The sequence below is a fragment of the Bradyrhizobium sp. IC4060 genome (assembly GCF_020193715.1).
GTDB lineage: Bacteria > Pseudomonadota > Alphaproteobacteria > Rhizobiales > Xanthobacteraceae > Bradyrhizobium > Bradyrhizobium yuanmingense.
Genome location: NZ_JADYVJ010000008.1, coordinates 286820 through 308230, shown reverse-complemented (window position 1 = coordinate 308230; position 21411 = coordinate 286820). Strand labels below are relative to the sequence as shown.

General features: G+C 64.6%; 23 protein-coding genes. 12 read left to right on the top strand and 11 right to left on the bottom strand.

All coding sequences use genetic code 11. The annotated features are described in order from the left end of the window. Positions 1–129: 129 nt before the first annotated feature. Both I6F16_RS25430 and I6F16_RS25425 read right to left on the bottom strand, forming a co-directional pair. Positions 130–798 (bottom strand): invasion associated locus B family protein, encoded by a 669-nt coding sequence (locus tag I6F16_RS25430; RefSeq protein ID WP_036002810.1) that lies wholly within the window; start codon positions 796–798, stop codon positions 130–132. Between the two features lie 116 nt (positions 799–914). Next, entirely contained in the window at positions 915–1754 is an 840-nt protein-coding gene (locus I6F16_RS25425) for an SDR family oxidoreductase (RefSeq protein WP_225113195.1), read from the bottom strand. Positions 1755–2008: 254 nt separating this feature from the next. On the opposite strand from I6F16_RS25425, the gene I6F16_RS25420 reads away from it, so the two are divergent. Then, the gene (locus I6F16_RS25420; RefSeq protein WP_225113194.1) at positions 2009–2983 is read left to right on the top strand and encodes an NADPH:quinone oxidoreductase family protein; all 975 of its coding nucleotides are present in this window, start codon (positions 2009–2011) and stop codon (positions 2981–2983) included. Positions 2984–3156: 173 nt separating this feature from the next. Here I6F16_RS25420 and I6F16_RS25415 read toward each other — a convergent pair whose 3' ends face one another. After that, positions 3157–3543 carry a YkvA family protein gene (locus I6F16_RS25415; RefSeq protein WP_225113193.1) on the bottom strand — a complete coding sequence of 129 codons (387 nt, stop codon included), beginning with the start codon at positions 3541–3543 and terminating at the stop codon, positions 3157–3159. A 114-nt stretch (positions 3544–3657) separates the two neighbouring features. Then, positions 3658–3948, bottom strand: coding sequence for a 4a-hydroxytetrahydrobiopterin dehydratase (locus I6F16_RS25410; protein ID WP_036002826.1), 291 nt, complete (start codon positions 3946–3948; stop codon positions 3658–3660). A gap of 152 nt (positions 3949–4100) precedes the next feature. On the opposite strand from I6F16_RS25410, the gene I6F16_RS25405 reads away from it, so the two are divergent. From I6F16_RS25405 to I6F16_RS25395, 3 genes are all read left to right on the top strand, one after another. Beyond that, positions 4101–5546, top strand: a complete 1446-nt coding sequence (locus I6F16_RS25405; protein ID WP_050991799.1) for a TAXI family TRAP transporter solute-binding subunit — start codon at positions 4101–4103, stop codon at positions 5544–5546. 186 nt (positions 5547–5732) lie between these two features. After that, positions 5733–7274: an alkaline phosphatase D family protein gene (locus I6F16_RS25400; protein WP_225174091.1), complete on the top strand. Its 1542-nt coding sequence runs from the start codon at positions 5733–5735 to the stop codon at positions 7272–7274. A 109-nt stretch (positions 7275–7383) separates the two neighbouring features. After that, positions 7384–8109, top strand: coding sequence for a hypothetical protein (locus tag I6F16_RS25395; RefSeq protein WP_225135605.1), 726 nt, complete (start codon positions 7384–7386; stop codon positions 8107–8109). A gap of 3 nt (positions 8110–8112) precedes the next feature. Here I6F16_RS25395 and I6F16_RS25390 read toward each other — a convergent pair whose 3' ends face one another. After that, positions 8113–8493 carry a response regulator gene (locus I6F16_RS25390; protein ID WP_057025841.1) on the bottom strand — a complete coding sequence of 127 codons (381 nt, stop codon included), beginning with the start codon at positions 8491–8493 and terminating at the stop codon, positions 8113–8115. A gap of 178 nt (positions 8494–8671) precedes the next feature. Between I6F16_RS25390 and I6F16_RS25385 the strand changes: the two genes are divergently transcribed. From I6F16_RS25385 to I6F16_RS25360, 6 genes are all read left to right on the top strand, one after another. Next, entirely contained in the window at positions 8672–9436 is a 765-nt protein-coding gene (locus I6F16_RS25385; RefSeq protein WP_036002835.1) for a helix-turn-helix domain-containing protein, read from the top strand. A gap of 75 nt (positions 9437–9511) precedes the next feature. Further along, the gene (locus I6F16_RS25380) at positions 9512–10228 is read left to right on the top strand and encodes a prolipoprotein diacylglyceryl transferase family protein (protein WP_225135603.1); all 717 of its coding nucleotides are present in this window, start codon (positions 9512–9514) and stop codon (positions 10226–10228) included. Next, positions 10225–11670, top strand: a complete 1446-nt coding sequence (locus tag I6F16_RS25375) for a radical SAM protein (RefSeq protein WP_225174090.1) — start codon at positions 10225–10227, stop codon at positions 11668–11670. Before I6F16_RS25380 ends, I6F16_RS25375 begins: the two co-directional genes overlap by 4 nt. Next, positions 11667–11951, top strand: a complete 285-nt coding sequence (locus tag I6F16_RS25370; RefSeq protein ID WP_225174089.1) for a hypothetical protein — start codon at positions 11667–11669, stop codon at positions 11949–11951. Before I6F16_RS25375 ends, I6F16_RS25370 begins: the two co-directional genes overlap by 4 nt. A 239-nt stretch (positions 11952–12190) precedes the next feature. Then, positions 12191–14017 carry a translational GTPase TypA gene (typA, locus tag I6F16_RS25365; RefSeq protein ID WP_036002847.1) on the top strand — a complete coding sequence of 609 codons (1827 nt, stop codon included), beginning with the start codon at positions 12191–12193 and terminating at the stop codon, positions 14015–14017. A gap of 101 nt (positions 14018–14118) precedes the next feature. Continuing rightward, the gene (locus tag I6F16_RS25360; RefSeq protein WP_225174088.1) at positions 14119–15363 is read left to right on the top strand and encodes an NAD(P)/FAD-dependent oxidoreductase; all 1245 of its coding nucleotides are present in this window, start codon (positions 14119–14121) and stop codon (positions 15361–15363) included. Between the two features lie 22 nt (positions 15364–15385). Here I6F16_RS25360 and I6F16_RS25355 read toward each other — a convergent pair whose 3' ends face one another. Genes I6F16_RS25355 through I6F16_RS25340 form a run of 4 tightly spaced genes read right to left on the bottom strand, consistent with a single transcriptional unit; the run spans position 15386 to position 18545 of the window. Next, positions 15386–15793 (bottom strand): thiol-disulfide oxidoreductase DCC family protein, encoded by a 408-nt coding sequence (locus tag I6F16_RS25355; RefSeq protein ID WP_225174087.1) that lies wholly within the window; start codon positions 15791–15793, stop codon positions 15386–15388. Between the two features lie 60 nt (positions 15794–15853). Beyond that, the gene (locus I6F16_RS25350) at positions 15854–17173 is read right to left on the bottom strand and encodes an SDR family oxidoreductase (protein ID WP_225174086.1); all 1320 of its coding nucleotides are present in this window, start codon (positions 17171–17173) and stop codon (positions 15854–15856) included. Positions 17174–17181: 8 nt separating this feature from the next. After that, the gene (locus I6F16_RS25345) at positions 17182–17649 is read right to left on the bottom strand and encodes a DUF2269 domain-containing protein (protein ID WP_225174085.1); all 468 of its coding nucleotides are present in this window, start codon (positions 17647–17649) and stop codon (positions 17182–17184) included. Next, positions 17646–18545 carry an alpha/beta fold hydrolase gene (locus I6F16_RS25340; RefSeq protein WP_225174084.1) on the bottom strand — a complete coding sequence of 300 codons (900 nt, stop codon included), beginning with the start codon at positions 18543–18545 and terminating at the stop codon, positions 17646–17648. Before I6F16_RS25340 ends, I6F16_RS25345 begins: the two co-directional genes overlap by 4 nt. A 267-nt stretch (positions 18546–18812) precedes the next feature. Here I6F16_RS25340 and I6F16_RS25335 point away from each other — a divergent pair, with 267 nt between their 5' ends. Next, on the top strand, positions 18813–19322 hold the full coding sequence (locus I6F16_RS25335; RefSeq protein WP_024338772.1) for a GNAT family N-acetyltransferase: 510 nt from the start codon (positions 18813–18815) through the stop codon (positions 19320–19322). A 179-nt stretch (positions 19323–19501) separates the two neighbouring features. Continuing rightward, the gene (ppa, locus tag I6F16_RS25330; RefSeq protein WP_036002867.1) at positions 19502–20038 is read left to right on the top strand and encodes an inorganic diphosphatase; all 537 of its coding nucleotides are present in this window, start codon (positions 19502–19504) and stop codon (positions 20036–20038) included. A 104-nt stretch (positions 20039–20142) separates the two neighbouring features. On the opposite strand, the gene folD is transcribed toward ppa, so the two are convergent. Together folD and I6F16_RS25320 are read right to left on the bottom strand one after the other, a co-directional pair. Next, positions 20143–21027, bottom strand: a complete 885-nt coding sequence (gene folD / locus I6F16_RS25325; RefSeq protein WP_225113187.1) for a bifunctional methylenetetrahydrofolate dehydrogenase/methenyltetrahydrofolate cyclohydrolase FolD — start codon at positions 21025–21027, stop codon at positions 20143–20145. A gap of 10 nt (positions 21028–21037) precedes the next feature. Further along, entirely contained in the window at positions 21038–21403 is a 366-nt protein-coding gene (locus tag I6F16_RS25320) for a DUF167 domain-containing protein (protein ID WP_051056859.1), read from the bottom strand. Positions 21404–21411: the final 8 nt, after the last annotated feature.

The following is a 21411-nucleotide window of genomic DNA, read 5'->3' as shown; positions in this document are numbered from 1 at the left end:
CTGAGGACCAGACCCGGAACCTCGGAGATTCCGGGTTCGTGCTGTGCGCGCCCCGGAATGACGAAGAAATCTGGAACGGCCCCTATATAACAACCGGAACCGCCGATTGCGACCTTATCGCCCGCAGTCTTAACGCCGGCAATCCTGCGCGATCTTGTCGAGCGCCTGGGCGAGGCCCTTCAGCGAGAAGGTGTCGGTCGTCTCGGTCCCCTTGGCCGAGACGCCTTTGACGACGAGATCGGCGGATTTGCGCATGGCTTCGACCATCCGCTCCTCCTCGGCCGCGTTCTTGATCCAGAGCCCGTCCCCCTGCGTGTACATGGCGAAGGAGGCGCCGCCGACCTCGGCGGTCGATTCCGAGCCCGGCTTCAGCGCATAGCCGATCATGACCGAGACTTCGTTGTTGACCTTCTCGGCCGGCCGGGTCGAGACGAAGGCATAGGCGGGATCGCGCGGCCGGTTCGGCGGATTGGTCTTCGACGATGACGGCTTGGCCAGCGCGAAGCAGACCTTCTTGCCGTTCGGCGTCGCCGAATAGGCACCCCAGGTGCCGAACTGCCCGATCAGGGTCGGCTCCGCGCCCCCCGCAACGGCCGCAGCCGGGGCCGCCGGCTTGCTCTCGGGCTTCGGGGCCGCCTTTGCGTTGGTGTTGGCCGGCGGCGCCGCCGGCTTCGGTGCCGCCTCTTTTGGAGCTGGACTGGACTTGGGCGTCGGTTGCGCCGTCTGCGCCCGCGCAGACACGGCGATTCCCCCGGCCGCCACGCCAGTCATCAAAGCTAAAATCAGCACCCGCCACATGCCGCGTTGGTTCCCTCAATATTGTGACTGGAAGATGGCCCGAGCGCGCTTTGTCCCCGGGCAGGGATAGCCGGGAAAGTTCAATTTGGGAAGGCAGTTAGCGGTATCTTCGGCGGCTAGGCCCTGGATCGGGCGGCGCGTTGCGCGGCCCATTGCGCCTCGGTCCAGCCGAGCAAATCCTCGGCGCCGGAACTGCGCAGATGCGCGCCACCGTCGATCACCACCATCTCGCCATTGATGTAGGCGGCATGATCCGAGACCAGGAAGCTGGCGAGATCGGCGAGCTCGCCGTGCTCGCCGGTGCGGCCGAGCGGATTGCGCGAGGTCCAGCCTTCGTCGCGGCCTTCGGGACGGAGCTGCCCGGTGGCCCCTGCGGTCGGAAACGGGCCCGGCGCGATCGCCACGGTCCGGATGCCCTTCGGGCCCCATTCCACCGCAAGACTCCTGGTCATCGCCAGCAGTGCGGATTTCGCCATCGCCGAGGGAACGGTGAAGGCGCGGCCGGTAATGGTGGAGGTCGAGAGGATCGACAGCACGACGCCACGATGGTTAGCCTCGATCCAGCGCCTGCCGGCGGCGAGCGTGCAATACATCGCGCCATGCAGTGTCGGCGCCAGGATCGCGTCCGCGGCGCGGAAGGAGAGATGCTCGCTCTGTGCGATGAAGGTGGCAGCGGCATTGTTGACGAGGATGTCGAGCGGCGCCTCGCGCCAGATCGCATCCATCATGCCGTCGACCGCCGCACCGTCGCGGATATCGCAGGCGATGGTGATGACCGTGCCGCCGGTCTCGTCGCGCATCTCGCGCGCCGTCGCCTCGAGCCGCTCGAGCTTGCGGCCGCAGATCACGAGCTCGGCGCCGAGCGCGAGGAAGCGACGCCCCATCGCAGCGCCGAGACCCGAACCACCCCCGGTAATGAGGATGCGCTTGTTCTTCAGCAGGCTTGTTTCAAACATCGTTTGAATCCTTTCTCCGCGGATTTCGTCATTGCGAGCCACCGGGTCCGCGCGAAGCGCGGCCCGATGACGGGCTTCGCGAAGCAATTCAGACTATTCCGCAGGACGGACTCTGGATTGCTTCGCTGCGCTCGCAACGACGGAGGATAGGCCGTCGCTGACCCCAGACAAAGAATCCGGATTGTCGCCACTGCCTAAATCCGGCAGAAACGGCCAAACTATAATTCCACCCGAAACGCCCTCAAGGTGCCGCCATGAAAGCCATCCTCTGCTCGCAATATTGCCAGCCCGACGACCTCGTCCTGACTGAGGTGCCCGATCCGGTGGCGGGGCCCGGCGAAGCCGTGATCGCGATCAAGGCGGCGGCGCTGAATTTCTTCGACATCCTGATGATCCAGGGCAAGTACCAGATCAAGCCGCCGTTCCCGTTCTCGCCGGCCGCGGAAGTTGCGGGCGTGATCGAGAGCATCGGTCCCGGCGTCACTGATCTCAAGGTCGGCGATCGCGTGGTCGCCTCCTGCGGCCACAACGGCGCACGCGAGAAGATCGCGCTGCCGGCGGCATCGATCGTGAAGATCCCCGACAATCTCGACTACGACCGCGCGGCCGGCATCATCATCATCTACGGCACCGCGCTGCATGCGCTGGAAGATCGCGCCAGCCCCAAGCCGGGCGAGACGCTCGCTGTGCTGGGCGCAGCCGGCGGCACCGGCCTTGCGGCCTGCGAGCTCGGCAAGCTGATGGGCTTGAAGGTCATCGCCTGCGCCTCGTCGGACGAGAAGCTCGAATTCGCCAAGGCGCACGGCGCCGAGCTGACGCTGAACTACGCCAAGGAAGATCTGAAGGAAGGCCTGCGCAAGCTCACCGGCGGCAAGGGCGTCGACATCATCTTCGATCCCGTTGGTGGTGCTTACGCCGAACAGGCGCTGCGCTCGATCGCATGGGAAGGCCGCTTCCTCGTCATCGGCTTTGCCGCCGGCGACATTCCCAAGATGCCGCTGAACCTCGCGCTCCTGAAGGGCTGCGACATCCGCGGCGTGTTCTGGGGCGCCTGGACCCGGCTCAACCCGGCCAAGAACCGCGCCAATCTGGAGAAGCTGGTGAAGTGGACCGCGGAAGGCAAGATCTCATCGCATGTCGACCGCACCTTCCCGCTGGCGCAGACGGCCGATGCGTTGAAGGTGTTGGCGGGACGTCAGGCCATGGGCAAGGTGATCTTGCATCCGTGAGGATGCGAGACGGAAACGCGTTTGTCGCGACCTGCACACCACACACTCACTGTCATCGCCCGCGAAGGCGGGCGATCCATTACTCCGTGACGTCAGCGATTGAACCGGGAGGCCGCGGCGTACTGGATTCCCCGCCTTCGCGGGGAATGACAGCGGAAGGCGTGGCGAAACTGTTACGCTGCCTCGACGTCCGCCTCCTCCACCCCACGCTTCAGCGCGGCGCGGGCGGCCTCGCGATGCTCGTTCGTGATGTGGTCGGCAACCATGCGGATGGCAGTGGCGAGCACGGCGGCGTCATCGGCGAAGCCGAGCATGGGCATCACGTCCGCGACGAAATCGAACGGCAGGACGAAATAGGCGATTGCACCGAGCAGCGAAGCCTGGACGTGACGCGGCGTCTGCCGGTCGAACGCGCAGTAATAGGCGGCAAGTAGATCCTCCGCGAACGGCAGATGCGCAGCGACCCGCTTCAGCTTGCGCCAGAAGCGGCGGCGCACGCTCTCGCGATCTTCCGCGAGCCGATCGGCCGGCTCGAAGCCAACGCTGTGCTCGGCAGCCATGCTCAAATGCTCCCCGTTCTGCGGGAGGCGGAGGACCGCCCGATCCCGGCTGATCACAAGATGGGGATGCAGCCGGTCCCTGCAAGACGTCTGCTTCAAGACGTCTGCTTGGTGTCAGCCTGCGATGGCGTTCATCGCCTTGGCTAGCGCCATGTCGCGCGCGGTGACGCCGCCGGCATCGTGGGTCGACAGCACCACCTCCACCGTCTTGTAGACGTTGCGCCATTCGGGGTGGTGATCCATCTTCTCGGCGACCAGCGCGGCGCGGGTCATGAAGCCGAACGCCTCGTTGAAATCCTTGAAGACAAAGGTCTTCCCGATGGCGTCGCGGCCTTGGACGTCAGTCCAGCCGGATAGTCCGCCCAGCGCTTGCCTGCGCGCCTCCGCCGAGAGCCGTTCTGCCATGGTCGTCTCCGTCCTCTAGGGGGAACTTTACTCTAACACCGCCCCGGCGCCCCGGTTCATACGGGATTTCCTGCATCCGCTAACCATGACGGAGATGTAACCCCGCCGGACAAGAAATTTGCTACAATTGCGGGCGTAAATCGCCGGCCAAGATGAAACTGAGCCTGAAGCGCCTGTTTGGGAGACCGATGACCGGGGGATTGGACCTGGCCGAAACGCCCCCTCCGCCTTCGCCGCGATCCGCGGCGCGGAAGACGGCGCTCGTGTCTCTGGCGTTCCTGCTTGCGATCGTTGGCGTGGTCGCAGGCGGCTATTACTTCGCGATGCGTCCCGTGACGCTCAGAATCGCGGTCGGCCCCGCCAACAGCGACGACGTCAAGGTCGTGCAGGCGCTGACGCAAGGCTTCGCGCAGCACAAGAGCTATGTGCGGCTGCGCCCGATCCAGACCGACGGCGCAACCGCCAGCGCCAATGCGCTCGCCGAAGGCAAGGTCGATCTCGCCATCGTGCGTGGCGATCTCGACGTGCCGAAGAACGCACAGGCGGTCGCGACCCTGCGCAAGAACGTCGTGGTGCTGTGGTCCGTGCCCGCCAAGGGCAAGAAGAAGGGCGCGAAGATCACCAAGGTCGCGCAACTCGCCGGCCACCGCATCGGCGTCGTCGGCCGCACCCAGGCCAACGTCAATCTGCTCAAGGTGATCCTGCACCAATACGGCGTCGACCCGGCCAAGGTCGAGATCGTGCAATTTCCCGTCAATGAAGTTGCCGAGGCGATCAAGGCGCAGAAGGCCGACGTCTATCTCGCAGCAGGCCCGGTCAACAGCAAGATCACGGCGGACGCGATCTCGGCATCGGTCAGGGAGGGCGGCACGCCAACCTTCCTCGCCATCGATTCCGCCGATGCGATCGCGCAAAACCATCCAGTCTATGAAGCGGGCGAGATCCCCGCCGGCACCTACGGCGGCTCGCCCGACCGTCCCGAGGACGAGGTCAAGACCATCAGCTTCGCGCACCACATCGTAGCGCGCAAAGGCGTGTCCGAGGCCGACATCGCAGCGTTCACGCGCCAGCTCTTCGCCGTGCGCCAGCAACTGGTGACGGAATTCCCGCTGGCGGCGAAGATCGAAACGCCCGACACCGACAAGGATGCGGTGATCCCGGTGCATCCGGGTGCGGCCGCTTTCGTCGACGGCGAGGAGAAGACCTTCCTCGACAAATACAGCGATTACATCTGGTGGAGCCTGATGGCGCTCTCGGCCATGGGCTCGGTCGGCGCCTGGTTCGCCGGCTATCTGAAGAAGGACGAGCGCGACAACAACAATCACCAGCGCGAACGCTTGCTCGACATGATCGCCGCGGCACGCAAGTGCGAGACGACCGAAGAGCTCGACCAGATGCAGACCGAGGCCGACGAGATCCTGCGCGACACGCTGCGCTGCTTCGATCACGGAGCCATCGAGGAAGCCGCGCTCACCGCCTTCAACATCGCACTCGACCAATTCCACGCCGCCGTCGCCGACCGCAAGGCTGTGCTGTTCAGCCTGCCGCCGAACCTGCAACGTGCCAGCGCGCAGTTCCGGGCCGCCGGCAACGCGTGAGCGCCCGCGCGCGTTATTGCTGCGTCACATTGTCTCAATATAGCTCCCAACGTCATTCCGGGGCGATGCGAAGCATCGAACCCGGAATCCATTGCGCAGCATTCGCGGGGAGACATGGATTCCGGGTTCGCGCTACGCGCGCCCCGGAATGACGGACTCCATCGCAAGCCCCGGGGTCGGAGCCTCATGACCATCACATTCTCCCGCCGCCGCTTCCTCACCAGCAGCGCCGGTGCGCTCGGCACGCTGGCGATGCCGTATCTTTCGCGCGCGGCCGACCGGCCGGCAGTCACCCACGGCGTGCAAGCGGGCGACATCACCGTCGACGGCGGCGTGGTGTGGGCGCGAACCGACCGGCCCGCGCAGATGCTGGTCGAGGTCGCCACGAGCGAGTCCTTCAAGGACGCCCGGGCATTGCCGCCGATTGCGGCGCTGCCCGAGAGCGACTTCACCGCCAAGATGCTGGTCGAAAATCTACCCGCCGGCCAGGACATCTTCTACCGCGTCCGCTTCCGCGATCTCTCCCACAGCGCGATCGAGGGCGAGGCGGTGACCGGCCGCTTCCGCACCGCGCCGGCCGACCGCCGCGACGTCAGCTTCGTCTGGGGCGGCGACGTCGCAGGGCAGGGCTGGGGCATCAATTCCGACGACGGCGGCATGGTCACCTTCTCGACCATGCGCAAGCACCGGCCGGATTTCTTCCTGCACTCGGGCGACACGATCTATGCCGACGGTCCCATCCAATCCGAGGTGAAGCTCGCCGACGGCAAGATCTGGAAGAATCTGACCATCCCGGAGAAGGCCAAGGTCGCCGAGACGCTGGACGAGTTTCGCGCCGCGTACAAATACAATCTCACCGACGACAATCTCCGCGCCTTCAATGCCGAGGTGCCGGTCTTCGTGCAGTGGGACGACCACGAGGTCACCAACAACTGGTCGCTGTCGAAAGACTTGCCGGCCGCCTACAAGGTGCGCGACATCTCACTGCTCGCAGCCCGCGCGGGCCGGGCCTTCCACGAGATGTACCCGATGCGGGAGAGCATCACTGAACCCGGCCGCGTCTATCGCCAGATCTCCTACGGCCCGCATCTCGACGTATTCGTGCTCGACGAGCGCAGCTATCGCGCACCGAACGGCGCCAATCTCGAAACCGCCTATGGCCCCGCCAGCTATTTCCTCGGCCCGGAGCAGATCGCCTGGCTCAAGCGCGGCCTGCTGAATTCGCGCGCGACATGGAAGGTGATCGCATCGGACATGCCGATCAGCCTGATCGTCTCCGACACGCCGAAGGGCGGCTCGGAAGCCGTTGCGCAGGGCGACGGCCCGGTGCGTGGCCGCGAGTTCGAGATCGCCGACATCCTACGCTTCATCAAGATGGCGCCGATCAGCAACACGGTGTGGCTGACCGCGGACGTGCACTACGCCGCCGCGCATTATTACGATCCGAACAAGGCGCAATTTCAGGAGTTCGAGCCGTTCTGGGAGTTCGTCTCGGGCCCGCTGCACGCGGGCACGTTCGGCCCGAACGCGCTCGACAATACCTTTGGTCCCGAGGTGCGCTTCGTCAAGGCGCCGGGCAAGGACAGCCAGAATCTGCCGCCGTCCGCGGGCATGCAGTTCTTTGGTCACGTCAAGATCGACGGCGCGTCCGGCCGGATGACGGTGACCCTGCGCGATCGCGCCGACGTCGCGCTGTGGTCGACCACGCTCGATCCGAAGCGTGCGTGACGGCCAATTCGAAGCCGGATGAACCCTCCGGCCGGCCCGGACGACAATTGCGAGCGCCCGCGCATTTTCGAGGGCGTGATGCCGTCCGAGCCATGTTCGAGTTGATACCGTGCCGTTCAGCCGCCCAACGATCGTTATCGCGCTGCTGCTGAGCGCAGCATCCCCCACATGCGCGCAGACCCAAGAGAAGGCTCAGGACAGAGCGACGCTGGTGCGCGAGGCCCTCGCTTCGCCTTACGGCAAGGCGCTGACCGCCGAGCTCGGCAAGTCACTGCGCGCAAGCGCCGACCCGGCATGTCTGACGGACAAGGGGTTGGCTGCCGACCAGCTCGAACCGCGCGGCCGCGATATCGTCATCAGATGGGGCACGCATATGCTGGATGGCGCATCGGCGTTCATCGACCGGCAGACCTCCGACAATCCATTTGCCGGCGCAGCCGAATTGGAAAGCCTGAAGAGCAATCCGGATGTGAAGCGCTATCTCGCGATGGAAGAGCCGATACGTCAGGCGAAGATCCTGGATTTGATCTTCGAGCATTTCGACCGCTACAACGTGATCGCCCGCGTGAAACTTGGAGGGGTCTATCCATTGCAGACAGGCAACGAAGCTCTGCTCCGTCTCAATCCGACCGATGCAACGGAAGAGCGGTTGGAGACGTTCGCCAGGAAGAGTCGCTCGAAGGCGCTGAAACGTTTCCTGCAATTGTCCGATCAAGAGGCGATTGCGCAGAGTGCGGCGATCAGGAAGGCCTCATCGCCGGCGCCGTTTCCGCACACCTTCTTCAAGGGCGTCGAGACCGACCTCGCCGAGCTCTGCATTCGCTCCGGCAAGTAGCGATCAGGTGTCCCGTGCCTGCAGCGCCGCCTCCAGCGCCTCGCTCGAGCACGGTTTCTGCAGCCGGGGCCGGCCCGCCAATCCGGGCGGGATGCGCACCTCGGCGCCGTAGCCGGTGACGAACACGAACGGAACCTTCAGCGCAATGAGCCGCTCGGCGATCGCAAAGCTCGTCTCGCGGATCAGCTCGACATCGAGCAGCGCGAAATCGGGTCTCCGTTTCGCAATGGCATTCAACGCCTGCGTCACCGAACCCACGGTCCGCACGGCGGCGACACCAAATCCGAGCAGGCGATCCTCGAAATCGATCGCGATGATCGGATCGTCCTCGACGATCAGAACATCGGCCGGCCAGCCTGTGCCATTGGAGTGTGCAGGTACCATGATCGCATCTTGGTTTGGGGTTTTTGGATCAGGACTGCCGCGACACGATGCCTGCGCGCAGCGCATCGGGGGGTTCCCGGAACGAAACTCACCACATCATCGTTCTCTGGTCTGTCCACTTGTGCACACAGGAAACGGATGGAACTCGCTAAGGTGGGAGGAAGGGTGGGAGTTCAGAATGGATGCGCGTATCGGCAAGATCACCGAGGTCGAGAGCCGGCCGGCCAACAATCTGCTGCGGCGTTTGAGTCAGGTCGACTACGGCCTCGTGGCGCCGCACGTGACCGTCGAGGACTCTGCAGCCGGGCACTTGCTCTACAATCCCGGCGATGACGTGCAGGTGGTCCACTTCCCCTGCGGCCCGTCGCTCGCGACTTTCCTCGTCCCCAACGAGGATGGCCGCGACGTCGAAACCATTCTGGTCGGCCGCGAAGGCGCGGTGGGCGGCATCGTCAGCGAGGGGTTTCTGCCGGCCTATACCCGGATCTGCGTCAAATTCGGCGGACCGTTTGCGCGCATTCACGTTGCCAAGCTGGAAGCGGCCAAGCTGCGCTCGGCGTCGCTGCGCAACGTCTTTGCCCGCTATGCCGATTGCATGCTGGCCCAGATCTTCCAGTCGACCGCCTGCAACGCGATCCATTCGATCGAGCAGCGCACCGCCAAATGGATCCTGGCGGCGATGGAGCGGACCGGCGACGAGACCAGTGTGCCGCTGACCCACGAACAGCTCGCGACTTTGCTCGGCGTTGGCCGCTCCTATGCCAGCCGCGTGCTTCAGTCGTTCAAGGCCGAAGGCGTGCTCGACACGCGGCGCGGCTCGATCCTCGTCCGCAACCGCGACGGCCTGAGGCTGCGCGCCTGCCTGTGCAACGATGCGGTGAAGATGCATTTCGAGGAGGTGCTGCGCGGGGTCTATCCGACCGAGGAGCGGGAGGCCGGGTAGCTTCTTCCTTCTCTCTTGTGGCGCTATAATGCGCGGCGCGCCGCTCTAACCGCGGTCGTGCTATACTGGCCCCGCATGAGCGGGGCTTTCCTTCACACTCTCTTCGACATCCTGGCCTGGCTGGCGGCGGCTACCGCCGTCTTTTGGCTGTCGCGACGGGGCTTGCAGTTTCCCTCGCAATCCTTCGCGCTGCCCTATATCGCCACGCTGGTGTTTGGCGCAGGCCTTGGCGCCTATCTGTTCGGCTCCGCCAATCTGTGGCTGTCCGGGCAAAGCGGCATTGCGCGCTCGGTCGAGGGCGGGCTGGCGGGCGGCATCGTGGCGATCGAGCTCTACAAATGGTCCGCAGGCGTCACGGTACGAACCGGCGCGCGGTTCGCGCTGCCGCTGGCGCTCGGCATCGCGATCGGCCGGATCGGCTGCTACTTCGCAGGGCTCGACGATTTCACCTATGGCACGCCGACGGCGCTGCCCTTCGGCCAGGATTTCGGCGACGGCGTTCGCCGCCATCCCGTGCAGCTCTACGAGAGCGCGGCCATGGCCCTGTTCGCGCTCGCCTATGTGGTGGCGGTCTTGAACCGGAACGCGTTCACGATCACCAATGGTTTCTACCTGGTGCTCGCCTATTACGGAATGCAGCGCTTCCTATGGGAATTCCTCAAGCCCTATGGCACGCTGGTCGGGCCCCTGACCCTGTTTCACCTACTGTCGCTGTCCGTCCTGCTCTACGCCGCATTCATGCTCGCGACGGCACCCCAAGCGAGACGCTTACAAAACGAGTCACTTGCATGAACGCGCCGTTGCGTAAGTCGCGCCCCTACATCTTCTGGGGCCAGACCCAATCTCTTTGCGAGACCTGCCTGAAGCTGGTTCCGACCAAGATCCAGATTCTCGGCAACGAGGTCTGGTACGAAAAGCGTTGCAGGGAGCACGGCGTGCAATCGACGTTGGTGTCGACCGATGCCGCCTATTGGCGGCTGTGCAAGGATTTCATCAAGCCGGGCGACCGGCCGCTGCAATTCCAGGAACGCACCCAATTCGGCTGCCCCTATGATTGCGGTCTCTGTCCCGACCACGAGCAGCATTCCTGCCTGGCGCTGATCGAGATCACCGAGCATTGCAACCTCACCTGCCCGGTCTGCTTTGCGGAGTCCTCGCCGGCACGAACCAAATTCACGCCGCTCGCGACGGTGGAGAAGATGCTCGACGCGCTGGTCGCGAGCGAGGGCGAGCCCGATCTCGTGCAGATTTCCGGTGGCGAGCCGACGCTGCATCCTGACTTCTTCGAGATCCTGGACGCCGTGCGCGCCCGGCCGATCCGCCACGTCATGATCAACACCAACGGACTGCGCATCGCCCGCGAAAAGGATTTCGTGGCGCGGCTCGCCGAAAACAGGCGCGGGCTGGAGATCTATCTCCAGTTCGATTCGCTGCATCGCGATGCGCTGATCAACCTGCGCGGCGCGGATTTACGAAAGATCCGCCAGCAGGCGCTGGAAAATCTCGAGCATTGCGGCATCTCGACCACGCTGGTCGCGACCATCAAGCGCGGCGTCAACGATTCCGAGATCGGCGACATCGTGCGTCACGCGCTGACCTGGACGTGCGTGCGCGGGGTGACGTTGCAGCCAGTCCAGGATGCCGGCCGCAACGAGAGCTTCGACAAGAATACCGACCGCATCATGCTGTCGGAGATCCGCAAGCGCGTCGTCGAGACTGGCGTGTTCGGGGACAAGGACATGATTCCGCTGCCTTGCAACCCCGAGAGCATCTCGATCGGCTATGGCCTGCGCAACGGCGAGAAGGTGCTGCCGCTGACCTCGCTGATCCCGCAGGAGCAGCTGGTGGCGGTGATGCCCAACACAATCAGCCCTGAGAAATATCCGGTGCTGCGCGAAAAATTCATCGACCTGTTCTCGCTCTCCTCAGGGCCCCTCAACACGTCCGAGCGCGTCTGCGAATTGTTGTGCTGCCTGCCGAGCTTTCAGGTGCCGGACGGGCTCACCTACGAAAACGTCTTCCGCGTCACCATCGTGCAGTTTCTCGACCGCTTCAATTTCTGCGTCGGCAACGTCAAGCGCAGCTGCATCCATTTCGTGACCGAGCAGGGGGCGATCATCCCGTTCGACACCTACAATCTGTTCTATCGGAATGGCGCCATCTCCCGGATTCGCGCCGGGCTCGAGGGGCAGACCTATCACGAGGCGAGGCAAACCGAGGAGGCACCACGATGAGCGACACGCCACCGCCGGTTCTACCACCCGCACCAACGCCCGGCCCAGCTCGCAGCGGTTGCCTCACCGCGCTGATGGCGATCGCCGGGATCTTCATGCTGGTGCCAGGTCTCTGCGCACTCCTGTTCGGCGGAGTGTCGATGTTCGAGGACGGCAAGATCACTGGCGACATCGCGCCGTTCGTCCTTCTGGGACTGGTCGTGGGCATCGGCGGGGTCGCCATGATCTGGGCGGCCATCAAGGGGCGCAGGGTCCCCGCTCACCCCCCGACCCAGCCCTAAGCCCCGGGGATTCCCGGACAAAATTCAGTCAACCAACGGTCAAAGAACACATTGTTTTTTGGCCGTTTTTGCATATATTGCGCCGCAACGCGCAGGGCGCCCGGTCTGATATGGCCGGGCTTCCTTTTTGGGCGGAAAGCGCCCCGTTTCCAGTCTTCCAGCGTTGTTTCGAGAAGAGGTCCCGGTCCGACCGGCGAGATCGCGCTTAACCCATTGTTCGACCGCAAAGAAGCTCACTCATGAATCTTCGTAACGTCGCCATCATCGCCCACGTCGACCACGGCAAGACGACCCTGGTCGACAAACTCCTGCAGCAGTCCGGCACGTTCCGCGAGAACCAGAAGGTGACCGATCGCGCCATGGACTCCAACGATCTGGAGCGCGAGCGCGGCATCACCATCCTGGCCAAGGCAGCCTCGGTGCAGTGGAAGGACACCCGCGTCAACATTGTCGACACCCCCGGCCACGCCGATTTCGGCGGTGAGGTCGAGCGCATCCTCAACATGGTGGACGGCGCCCTGGTGCTGGTCGACGCCGCCGAAGGCCCGCTGCCGCAGACCAAATTCGTGGTCTCCAAGGCGCTTAAGGTCGGCCTCAAGCCGATCGTCGTCATCAACAAGGTCGACCGCCCTGACGCGCGCCCGACCGAAGTCATCAACGAGGTGTTCGACCTGTTCGCGGCGCTCGATGCCAGCGAGGAGCAGCTCGATTTCCCGATCCTCTACGGGTCGGCCAAGCAGGGCTGGATGGCGGATAGCCCCGAAGGTCCGCAGGACAAGGGCATGGAGCCGCTGTTCGACCTGATCCTGCGCCACGTCGCCCCGCCGAAGGTCGAGGAAGGTCCGTTCCGCATGATCGGCACCATCCTCGAAGCCAACCCCTATCTCGGCCGCATCATCACCGGCCGCATCTCTTCCGGCACGCTGAAGCCGAACCAGCAGGTCAAGGTGCTGAACGCCGACGGCAAGCTGGTCGAGTCCGGCCGCATCACCAAGATCCTGGCGTTCCGCGGCCTCGAGCGCACCCCGCTCGATGAAGCCGAAGCCGGCGACATCGTCGCGATCGCGGGCCTCACCAAGGGCACCGTCGCCGACACCTTCTGCGACCCGACCGTCGAGGTGCCGCTGCCGGCGCAGCCGATCGATCCGCCGACCGTGTCGATGTCGTTCATCGTCAACAACTCCCCGCTCGCCGGCACCGAAGGCGACAAGGTGACGAGCCGCATGATCCGCGACCGTCTCCTGCGCGAAGCCGAGGGCAACGTCGCGCTGCGCGTCGTCGAATCCGCCGACAAGGACGCGATGGAAGTGTCGGGCCGCGGCGAACTCCAGCTCGCGATCCTGATCGAGACCATGCGCCGCGAGGGCTTCGAGCTCTCGGTGTCGCGTCCGCGCGTCGTCTACCAGAAGGACGAAGCGACCGGCGCCACCATGGAGCCGATCGAGGAGGTCGTGATCGACGTCGACGAGGAGCATTCCGGCGTCGTCGTGCAGAAGATGAGCGAGCGCAAATCCGAGCTGATCGAGATGAAGCCCTCGGGCGGCAACCGTCAGCGCCTGGTGTTCTACGCGCCGACCCGCGGCCTGATCGGCTACCAGGGCGAATTGCTCACCGACACCCGCGGCACTGCGATCATGAACCGCCTGTTCCACGGTTACGCCCCCTACAAGGGCGAAATCCAGGGCCGCCGCAACGGTGTCCTGATCTCGAACGACCAGGGCGAGGCGGTGGCTTACGCCATGTTCAAGCTGGAAGACCGCGGCCCGATGATGATCGAGCCGGGCTGGAAGGTCTATCGCGGCATGATCGTCGGCGAGCACACCCGCGACAACGATCTCGAGATCAACGTGCTCAAGGGCAAGCAGCTCACCAACATCCGCACCACCTCGAAGGACGAGGCGGTGCGCCTGACCCCGCCGATCCGCATGACGCTGGAAAAGGCGCTCGCCTATATCGAGGACGACGAGCTCGTCGAGGTCACCCCGAAGTCGATCCGCCTGCGCAAGAAGCACCTCGACCCGAACGAGCGCAAGCGCGCGGAAAAGGCCAAGGAAGCGGTGGCGTAAGCGGGCGAATGGGAATTGGCGAGTAGCGAATAGGGCCGTTTGGCCACAGGCCCTAGTTCCGATACTCTATTCGCCATTCGCCACTCACTATTCGCTTTTTCATGTCCCTCCCCTCCTCCGTCGACGTCGCGATCATCGGCGCTGGTGCCGCCGGCCTCGGCGCGGCGCACGCGCTGGCGGGCCGTGGCCTCTCCGTCATCGTGCTGGAGGCACGTGACCGGCTCGGCGGCCGGGCCTGGACGGTGCAGGCCTCACCCGAGGTGACGTTCGACGTCGGCTGCGGCTGGCTGCATTCGGCCGACAAGAACTCTTTCGTGCCGATCGCGCGACAGCTCGGTTTCGAGCTCAACAAGGACCTGCCGCCCTGGCGCGAGCGGGCCTACGGCAATGCCTTTCCGGAAAGCGAGCGCGACGATTTCATGCGCGCAATGGACGCGTTCTATGAGCGTCTGTGGGAAGCGGCGCAAACAGGTAAGGACGAGGCCGCGAGCTCGCATTTGGAGCCCGGTAATCGCTGGAATCCGATGATCGACGCGATCTCGACCTATATCAACGGGTGCGAGCTGAAGGATATGTCGACGCTGGACTGGGACGCCTATGAGGACACCAACTTCAATTGGCGCGTCCGCCGCGGCTATGGCGCGCTGATTGCGGCCTATGGTGCGCCCTGCCCGGTGGCGCTGAATTGCAATGTCGCGCTGATCGATCATTCGGACAAACGCGTCCACATCGAGACGTCGCGGGGCGCGCTGACCGCGGACAAGGCGATCGTCACCGTGCCGACCAATCTCATCGCGGAAGAAGCCATCCGCTTCTCGCCGCCGCTCCCCGCAAAGGTGAACGCAGCGGCGGGCCTGCCGCTCGGCGTCGACGATAAGGTGACGCTGGCCCTCGATGACGCCGAGACCTTTCCGACAGAAGGCAATCTACGCGGCGCCACCATGCGCACGGAGATGGGCACCTATCACATCCGCCCGTTCGGCCAGCCCTGCATCGAGGGCTTTTTCGGCGGCAGCTTTGCCCGCGCGCTGGAAGATGCCGGCGACGGTGCCATCGCCGCCCAAGCCATCAGCGAGATCGCGGGTTTTCTCGGCAACAATACCCGCTGCAAGCTGAAGCCGCTGTATGAATCGCGTTGGGCCCGCGATCCCTTTGCGCGGGGGTCGTATTCGCATGCGCTGCCCGGCCATGCCGGCGACCGTGCCGTGCTGGCTGCGCCGGTGGATGCACGTCTGTTCTTCGCGGGCGAGGCGACGTCGCCGACCTTCTTCACGACCGCGCATGGTGCACGGGACAGCGGCGAGCGGGCGGCGAAGGAAGTGCTGGCGGCTCTGGGCAAGCCTTAGCTGCAAGCTCCGTCATTGCGGGCTACTCGATCACTCGCGCTCGCAAATCCGCATCTGGCACGAAGCAGGCGTCATACTTTCCGAAGATGCGATAGCGGTTGCGCGCGACGAGGCTGTAGACCGCATCCCGCAGCGGCTTCGGCAACACGAATAATGCGCGCACCCAGCGCCAGCCTGGGAGTTGCGACAGCACCGTCAGCGCAGCATCCGACTTCATGAACACTTCGCCGCCATGGATCACCGCATTGGTGTCGGGATCATCGGGGTCGATGCCGAACGTGCGCGCGAGCCGGGCGCCATAATCCGACTGGATCGGCGTGAACCGAAACTGCCTCGCCGTGTCGCGCTTGGCGACGAAGCGGACCCAGCGTGAGCAGAAGATGCAGACGCCGTCGAACAGAATGACGTCGTCATCAGGCCATTTGGGCATCAGACTCTCATTTTGACGCGTTTTCTTCACGCGAACCGGAATCCACTTCGCTCGAAAACGCTATCGCTTATCCAGCATGAGCAATGCAATGATCATCAGCACGATCGCCGGCCCGGTCTTCACCAGCGCGCCAAGCGGCTCGATCCAGAGGTCGGGCGTGAGAATTGCGGCGCCAACCATATAGCCGAGCGAAGCGAAAATACCCGCGATCAAGCCGATCGCAGCCGTCCGGCGGAAGGCGATCAAGACACCGATGCTCATGTCCATCAGGCTGGTGCCGATGGTGATGGGATCGACCAACGCGGGCGGAAAGTCGTGCGCGGTCAAAATGCCGGCGGCGGCACCGTAGGACACGAACAAGGCGATGAAACCGGAGACGACCCAGAACGCGACCAGGCTTGCGAAAATCAGCGCCTTGACCAGGAACAGGCGCGCGAACCATGTGTCCTGGATGCTGGCAGGATGGCGTCCGATTAATTCAGCGAGCCTCCTCGGCGCGATGCCCGTCGCGGCGATCCACGCTGTCGGATCGCCAGTCACGCCGCGACGGAGCTCGGCAATGGCGGTGGAGCGCATCGGTGGCATCCAGCCAAGATAGCTGGCGACATCGCCGAGTTTCGCGCCGAGATCGAGCATGAAACGCGGCATCGCGATGCGTGGCCAACCGGCCGTGCCGAACGCTTGGCGAAACGGCTTGATGACGCCGGCCATGGTGACCGGTTCGGCCTGCATCAGGTCCCAGCTCACCGCCCTCAACGAGGCATCGTCGATGTCGCGCGCGGCGAGCCAGGCGATGGTCGCCGAAATATCCTCGATGGCCACGGGCTGAAATGGCGTTGCCATGTCCTTGGCCGGCAAATCGATCGGAAAGGCTGCAAGCGCGCGGAGCATGGCGCTGCCGCCATAGGCTGACGGTGCGACCACGAAGCCGGGCCGCAGGATGGCATGGGGAATGCCGCTGGCTCCGATCAGGCGCTCGGCCTCGCGCTTGGTCGTGGCAAAAGCGGTGCGATCCGCCTCCGCGGTGCCGGGGATCGAGATGTGCACCAACCGGATTGCGCGGCCGCTGCCACCGATCGCCTGAAGCAGTCGCGCGACGAAATCGCGATGCACCGCGCTGGTGTTGCTGCCGGGGCCATCCTGGAGCACGCCGAGGCAGTTCACGACGACGTCCACCGCATGCTCGTTGAGAAGACGCGTCAGCGCGGCCGTATCGAGGATGAGGATCGGCAGCTCGATGTCCAGCGCGCTCATCCTCTGCGCCGGCGACAGGCTCCGCGCCACGCCGACGACGCGAAAGCCCCGCGTGCGCAAATCATCGGTGACGAAGCGGCCGATCAGGCCAGAGGCGCCGAGTACGAGAATGGTGCGCTGGTTCATCACGTCTCTCAAAATGGTTTTGCGATCATCAGCCACAGGATCAGCACGGTTGCCCCAAAACCGGGGAAGCCGAACGCGAACCAGCGGCGGAACAGTACGAAATAGCGCTGTGGGAGCGCACTGTGCTGCGCAGCAGCCTTGCGCGCGAGGTCGCGCATTTCGATCTGCATGAACACGACTGGCACCCAGAACAAGCCGGCAATCGCGTAGAGCGCGAGTGAGGCCAGCAGCCAGCGCTCCGTGATCGAGGTCGCCGACAGCATCATCAGCACGCCGCCGCTGACCGGCTGGAGGATCACGGCCGACAGCGTGAAGATCGCATCCGCGATGACGACGACCGAAGCGGTGCGGGCGATGAACTCCGGGTCTTGCGTGCGATGCGCCATCAGCATGAAGAAGGCGATGCCGGTCCCGGTGCCGAGAATGACGATGGCGCCGACGACGTGAACAAACTTGACCAGGAAATACAGCGTCATGGCTTCTTGGTCGCCACAGGCTTGGGCGGGTTCAGCGCCCGCGCGAGCTCGCCGCTGGCGGCTTTGACGCCGGCTTCGGTTTCGATCATCCAATGGCCTTCGCTGCCGACGGCCGGCAGCGGGCGAAACTCGGCCTTGCCGCCCGTGCCGCGAAACGCATCGACGAGTTTCTGCGAGAATGCCGGCGCGAAATAGCTGTCATTCCCCGCAACAAGCCAGGTGACGGGAATGCGCGCGGTCTTGCCGAATTCCGCTGCGGCGGCGAGCAGGGTGTGCGGCGCGCAGATTCGGTTCGGCTCATCATTGGCATGGCCGCCGCGTCCCGGTGCAAACACGGTGATGGCGGAGATCACCTTCGGATCGGCACCGGCGAGCGCCAGCGCACCCCATCCGCCGGCGGAATGGCCGATCACGATCGCGCCATCCTTGCGGATGAAATCGTGCTTTTGCAGCTGAACCAGCGCCAGCTTGATTGCGTCGGCCGTTGCGCGGCCCGAGCGCGTGTAGTCGGGCTCGTCGCAGCCGCCCTGATCCTCGAGGTAGCGGCCGCCAGTGGCTCCATGGCCGGGCCGCTCCGGCACCAGCACGGCAAAGCCGCGCGCGACAAGATAGCCGGCGAGCGGGCGGTATTCCGGCTGCAGCATTTGCACCCGACGCAACGTGTTCTGCGTCGAGGCGTGTGCGATCACCGCGAGCCGGAACGGACCTGGGCCCGAGGGGCGAAACAGCAGGGCATGCGCAGCAAGATCGGTATCCGGCGTTGGCACGCGCCATTCCTGCCGACGAAACGGCTCGCCCTCCTCTCCGGTTGGACCGAACCCGACCTGCGCGCACAGAGGTGGCGCAGTCAGCAAAGCCAGCAGAGGCAGGAGCGCGATGGTGTTGAGGAGCCGCATGAATTGGCGAGAGCGAACAAGAACAGCGACAGCCACACTAGTAGGAACGAATCAGCATGGGCTGACTTTCTGCGGTGCCCATCGCCGTTCCTTCGTTGCCGCAACAGGAGTTTTGCACCGAGGCACGGCCCGCCGGTGCCCTCAGCATTGGGCTCTGTCCTTTTTCGGCACAACATGGCCAAAATACTGATGCAGAAAGTCCACAGGTTAACCGATAATTAACGATAGGTCTTGCCGCCGACGCGGCGACTTGGTTTGATCGCGTCCATGAGCACAACCCTGATCGAGGTCCGGCCGGCCAAAGCTGCAGATGCAACTGCGGTGGCGTCGACGCATGACGAAGCTTGGCGTTCGGCCTATCAGGGCATCATTCCCGGCGCCGAGCTGGAGAAGCTGATCAACCGCCGCGGTCCGCAATGGTGGGACAGCGCGATCCGCAAGGGCAGCCGTGTCAGCGTGCTGGTGTTCGGTGACAAGATCGCGGGCTATGCCAATTACGGCCGCAACCGGGCCCGCAGCCTGCATTTCGACGGCGAGATCTACGAGCTTTATCTGCGGCCCGAGTTTCAGGGCCTCGGCTTCGGCCGCCGCCTGTTTGCCGCCGCCCGCCGCGACCTGATGCAGAGCGGGCTGAAGAGCATGGTGGTGTGGGCGCTCTCGGACAACGACCCGGCCACCGAGTTCTACCGCGCCCTGGGGGGCCGCATGGTGGCGCGCTCGTCGGAGCGTTTCGGACCGAAGGCGCTCGACAAGGTTGCCTTCGCTTGGACCAATTGAGCTGCTGAAACCCTAGCCGGGCAGCGTTCCCCTCCGTCGATACCGCAGGCCGCTTGCGCCGGTGATCGCCGGATTCATTATTTCACAAAAACGCGATGGATCAGCGGGCCAAGCCCGCGTATGACAGCGCCAAAATCGCTGCCGGGCGCGATTTATCCTCGGCAACAACGGAGCCTTGAATGCGTATCGATGCGGTCTCGATCGGAAAGAACGTCCCCCACGACGTCAATGTCATCATCGAGGTCCCCGTGGGCGGCGAACCGATCAAGTACGAGATGGACAAGGAGGCCGGCACGCTGGTGGTCGACCGCTTCCTCTACACGCCGATGCGTTACCCCGGCAATTACGGCTTCATCCCGCACACGCTGTCGGATGACGGCGACCCCTGCGACGTGCTGATCATCAACACCCGCGCCATCATCCCCGGCGCCGTCATGAGCGTGCGCCCGGTTGGGGTGCTGTTCATGGAGGACGAAGCCGGCGGCGACGAGAAGATCCTGGCGGTGCCGTCGTCCAAGCTGACGCAGCGCTACGACAAGGTGAAGTCGTACTCCGACCTGCCCGACATCACGCTGCAGCAGATCCAGCACTTCTTCGAGCACTACAAGGATCTCGAAAAGGGCAAGTGGGTGAAGATCCTGCGCTGGGGCGGCCCGGAGGAAGCGCACCAGCTGATCCAAGAAGGCATCGAGCGCGAGAAGAAGAAGAAGGGCTGATCGGCACGGTCATTCCGGGGCGCGTCAGAGCGAACCCGGAATCCAGAGGTCGGGGCGCGAGATTCCGGGTTTGGCTCTGCGAGCCGCCTCGGAATGACGCTCAACTACACCGCCGGCTTCGGCAGGCCGGCGATCGCGCAGGCCGCGCGGAGCGTGTTCACCAACAGGCACGCCACCGTCATCTGGCCGACACCACCAGGCACCGGCGTGATCGCGCCGGCAACGGCAAGCGCTTCCTGATAGGCGACGTCGCCGACGAGGCGCGTCTTGCCGTCCTCCTTCGGGATGCGATTGATGCCCACATCGATCACGGTCGCACCCGGCTTCAGCCAGTCGCCGCGCACCATTTCTGGTTTGCCCACTGCTGCATAGACGAGGTCCGCTTTCTTCACGAGGCCAGGCAGGTCGCGCGAGCGCGAATGCGCGATCGTCACCGTGGCGTTCTCGTTCAGCAGCAATTGCACGAGCGGGCGGCCGACCAGGTTGGAGCGGCCGATGACGATGGCGTTCATGCCTTCGAGCGAGGCGTGCACGCTTTTGGTCAGGATGATGCAGCCGAGCGGCGTGCAGGGCGACAGCGCCTCGAAGCCGCCGGCGAGCCGGCCGGCATTGTTCGGATGCAGCCCGTCGACATCCTTGGCGGGGTCGATGGCGTTGATGACGGCCTCGGTGTTCAGCCCCTTCGGCAACGGCAATTGCACGAGAATGCCGTGCACGGCGGGATCCCGGTTGAGCTTTGCGACCAGCGCCAGCAGATCTGCCTGCGAGACGTCGGCCGGCAGCTTGTGCTCGAACGAGGCCATGCCCGCGGCCTGGGTCTGGGTGTGTTTTGAACGGACATAGACTTCGCTGGCGGGGTCGTTGCCGACCAGGACCACTGCAAGGCCCGGCACCAGATTGTGCTCGCGCTTGACGCGGGCGACCTCCTCGGCGACGCGGCCACGGAGTTCCGCCGCAATGACTTTTCCATCGATGATATCAGCGGTCATGTCCGTTCTCTCAATCTGTCGGTTTGGCCGATGTGAGCTGGCGCAGGGTTTCGCCGAGACGCGCCGGATCGCCGTCGACCGCGATCTGCTTCAGCCGCGACGTGGCTCCGGATAGCAGCTTTACATTGCTCTTGGGCACGCCGAGCGATTTCGCCAGCAGCGCCAGCACGGCCTTGTTGGCCTCGCCGCCATCGGCAATGGCGCGCACCCGCACCTTGAGCACGCTGCGGCCATCCGAAAGCTGCTCGATCCCGTCGATGTCGTCGCGGCCGCCGCGCGGCGTCACCCGCAGCGCGATGCTGATACCTGCGGCCGAGTAGCGCCAAGGGTCCTTAGGGCAAGGCTCCTGACAACAAGGCTCCTTGTTGGCAACCAAGGCGCTCC